Origin of the sequence: Micromonospora sp. LOL_015 (assembly GCF_048060275.1) — a bacterium.
Classification (GTDB): Bacteria; Actinomycetota; Actinomycetes; order Mycobacteriales; family Micromonosporaceae; genus Micromonospora_E.
In genome coordinates this window covers 1-293 of sequence record NZ_JBHMIO010000223.1, presented here as the reverse complement: position 1 = coordinate 293, position 293 = coordinate 1, and the positions used below count along the sequence as shown (strand labels likewise).

Genomic DNA, 293 nt, shown 5'->3' with positions numbered 1-293 from the left:
CGTTTTCGCTTTCTGCCAGGCCCTGATCGCGGAGAAGGTACGTTCGACGGCCTTGACGATCCGGCCGAACGCTTTGAACATCTTGAAGGCGGGCACGAACTCGGTGACCAGGTCGACGCAGGACCACACGTCGCCGCCGAAGCAGCCCAGCGCGGCGTCGAGGCCGATGAACTCCTTCAACACGTCCCACGCCACCGACAGGATGACCGACCTCATCGACCGGCCCGCGGCCGACTGGGCCTGGGCGACCTGCGCGGTGGACAGACCCGCACCGGCCAACGCCGCCGCCCGCT

General features: G+C 67.9%; 1 protein-coding gene. It reads right to left on the bottom strand.

Features of this window, described 5'->3' with window-relative positions:
- On the bottom strand, positions 1–293 hold a 293-nt coding region (locus ACFHWU_RS29585), incomplete at both ends, for a hypothetical protein (protein ID WP_416592363.1).